This is a genomic window from Microbispora sp. NPDC046933 (assembly GCF_040644635.1).
In the GTDB taxonomy this organism is placed as follows: Bacteria; Actinomycetota; Actinomycetes; order Streptosporangiales; family Streptosporangiaceae; genus Microbispora.
Window position 1 is genome coordinate 1 of the sequence record NZ_JBEYWW010000098.1, and the last position, 2274, is coordinate 2274.

General features: G+C 69.2%; 2 protein-coding genes and 1 pseudogene. All 3 read right to left on the minus strand.

The window, feature by feature from the left end; translation table 11 throughout:
• Positions 1-104: pseudogene (locus tag ABZ857_RS44015) on the minus strand (sugar phosphate isomerase/epimerase); the annotation flags it as partial.
• A gap of 46 nt (positions 105-150) precedes the next feature.
• Complete coding sequence (locus tag ABZ857_RS44020; protein ID WP_357056898.1) at positions 151-1320, minus strand: Gfo/Idh/MocA family oxidoreductase; 1170 nt, start codon at positions 1318-1320, stop codon at positions 151-153.
• A gap of 15 nt (positions 1321-1335) precedes the next feature.
• A partial coding sequence (locus tag ABZ857_RS44025; RefSeq protein ID WP_357056901.1) for a substrate-binding domain-containing protein occupies positions 1336-2274 on the minus strand: 939 nt, incomplete at its 5' end.

Consider the following 2274-nt stretch of genomic DNA (forward strand, 5'->3'; position numbering starts at 1 on the left):
GCGATCTCCAGGCCGTCGTAGCCCCATTCCGAGGCCAGCCGGCAGACCTCCTCGAACGGCAGGTCCGCCCACTGCCCGGTGAACAACGTGATCGGTCGCGTCATCTCACACCCGTTCTCACAGCCATGTGAACAATCACACCGTGTCCAATCACACCGTGGTCCAGCCCGACCCGGCGGCGGCGCTCTCCTCGACGGCGGCGAGCACCCGCTGCACCCGCAGCCCGTCCTCGAAGGACGGCGCGGGGTCGGTTCCGGCGGCCACCGCCTCCAGGAAGTCCTTCGTCTCGTGGACGAAGGTGTGCTCGTACCCGAGGCCGTGGCCCGGAGGCCACCAGGCCCCGGCGTACGGGTGGTCCGGCTCGGTGACCAGGATCCGCCGGAACCCGGCGTCCCGTTCGGCGGCGTCGTAGAACCACAGCTCGTTCATCGCCTCGAAGTCGAACGACAGGCTGCCCGCCGAACCGTTGACCTCGATGCGCAGCGCGTTCTTGCGCCCGGTCGCGAAGCGGGTGGCCTCGAACGAGGCCACCGCCCCGCCCTCGAAGCGGCCGATGAACAGCGCCGCGTCGTCCACCGTCACCTCGCCCATCTCACCGGTGCCGCCCTCGCCGGCCAGGCCGCTCGACCCCTCGGCGAGCGGGCGCTCCTTGACGAAGGTCTCGGTGAGAGCGCTCACACCCGTCAGCGACCGGCCGACGATGAACTGCGCGGTGTCGATGATGTGAGCGCCGATGTCGCCGAGAGCCCCGGATCCGGCCTTGTCCTTCTGGAGCCGCCAGACCAGGGGGAACTCCGGGTCGACGATCCAGTCCTGCAGGTACTGCGCCCGAACGTGCCGGATCTCGCCGAGCCTGCCCTCCTCGACGAACCGCCGGGCCAGCGCGACGGCGGGCACGCGGCGGTAGTTGAAGGCGACCATGCTGCGCACGCCGCGCGCGGCCGCCTCCTTCGCCGCCGCGGCCATCGCCTCGGCCTCGGCGACGGTGTTGGCCAGCGGTTTCTCGCAGATGACGTGCTTGCCCGCGGCCAGCGCCGCGATGGCGATCTCGGCGTGGCTGTCACCCGGCGTGCAGATGTCGACGATCTGCACGTCGTCGCGATCGAGGAGCCGCTTCCAGTCGGTCTCCACCGCCGCCCAGCCGAGCGTGGCCGCCGCTTCGGCCGTGCGGTCGGGCGACCTGCCGGACAGGGCCGCCATGACGGGCCTTACCGGCAGGTCGAAGACCGAGGCGACGCTTCGCCATGCCTGCGAGTGCACGCGTCCCATGAACGCGTACCCCACCATGCCGACACCTAGCGCCGGCCTGCTGTCTGTCACTAGATCTCCCCCGAATCAGGATTCGAAGCCGAGCGGCAGATACTTCTGCACGTTCTCCTTGGTGATGGTCTCCGAGGCCAGTGTGATCGACTGGGGCACCTCCTGCTCCAGCAGGTCGCTCATGCCCTTGCCCTGGGCGATCAGTCGCGCGAGCTTGATGGCCGAGGCGGCCATCGTCGGGCTGTAGGTGACCGTGGCCTTCAGCACGCCGTTGTCGGCCTGGATGTCACGCATCGCGTTGGCCGAGCCGGCGCCGCCGACCATGAAGAACTCGTCGCGACCGGCCTCCTTGATCGCGGCGAGCACGCCGATGCCCTGGTCGTCGTCGTGGTTCCAGATCGCGTCGATCTTCTTGTGCGCCTGGAGCAGGTTGCTGGCCACCTGCGTGCCGGACTCGACGGTGAACTTGGCGTCCTGCTGCGCGGTCACCTTGAACCCGTAGGTCTTCAGCGCGTCGGCGAAGCCCTTGCTGCGGTCCTGGGTCAGCGGCAGCGTGGCGATGCCCTGGATCTCCAGGATGACGGGGTCGGAGACGCCCTTGTCCTTCAGCGTCTTGCCGATGAAGTGGCCGGCGGCCACGCCCATGCCGTAGTTGTCGCCGCCCAGCCAGGTCCGGTACGACAGCTTGTCCGGGAAGACACGGTCCAGGTTGATCACCGGGATGCCGGCGTCCATGGCCTGCCGGGCGACCTGGTTGAGCTGCTGGCCGTCGTTCGGCAGGATCACCAGCGCGTTGACCTTGGCCTGGATCAGCGACTCCACCGCAGAGATCTGCTGGTTGATGTCGTTGGTCGGCTCGACCGCCTTGAACTCGATGTCGGAGTACTGCTTGGCCGCGTCCGCCGCGTTCTTGGCGATGGCGGCGATCCAGCCGTGGTCGGCGGCCGGGGCCGAGAAGCCGATGACGACCTTGTCGCCGGGGGCGTCGTTGCCGCCCGTGGCCGCGGCCGCGGG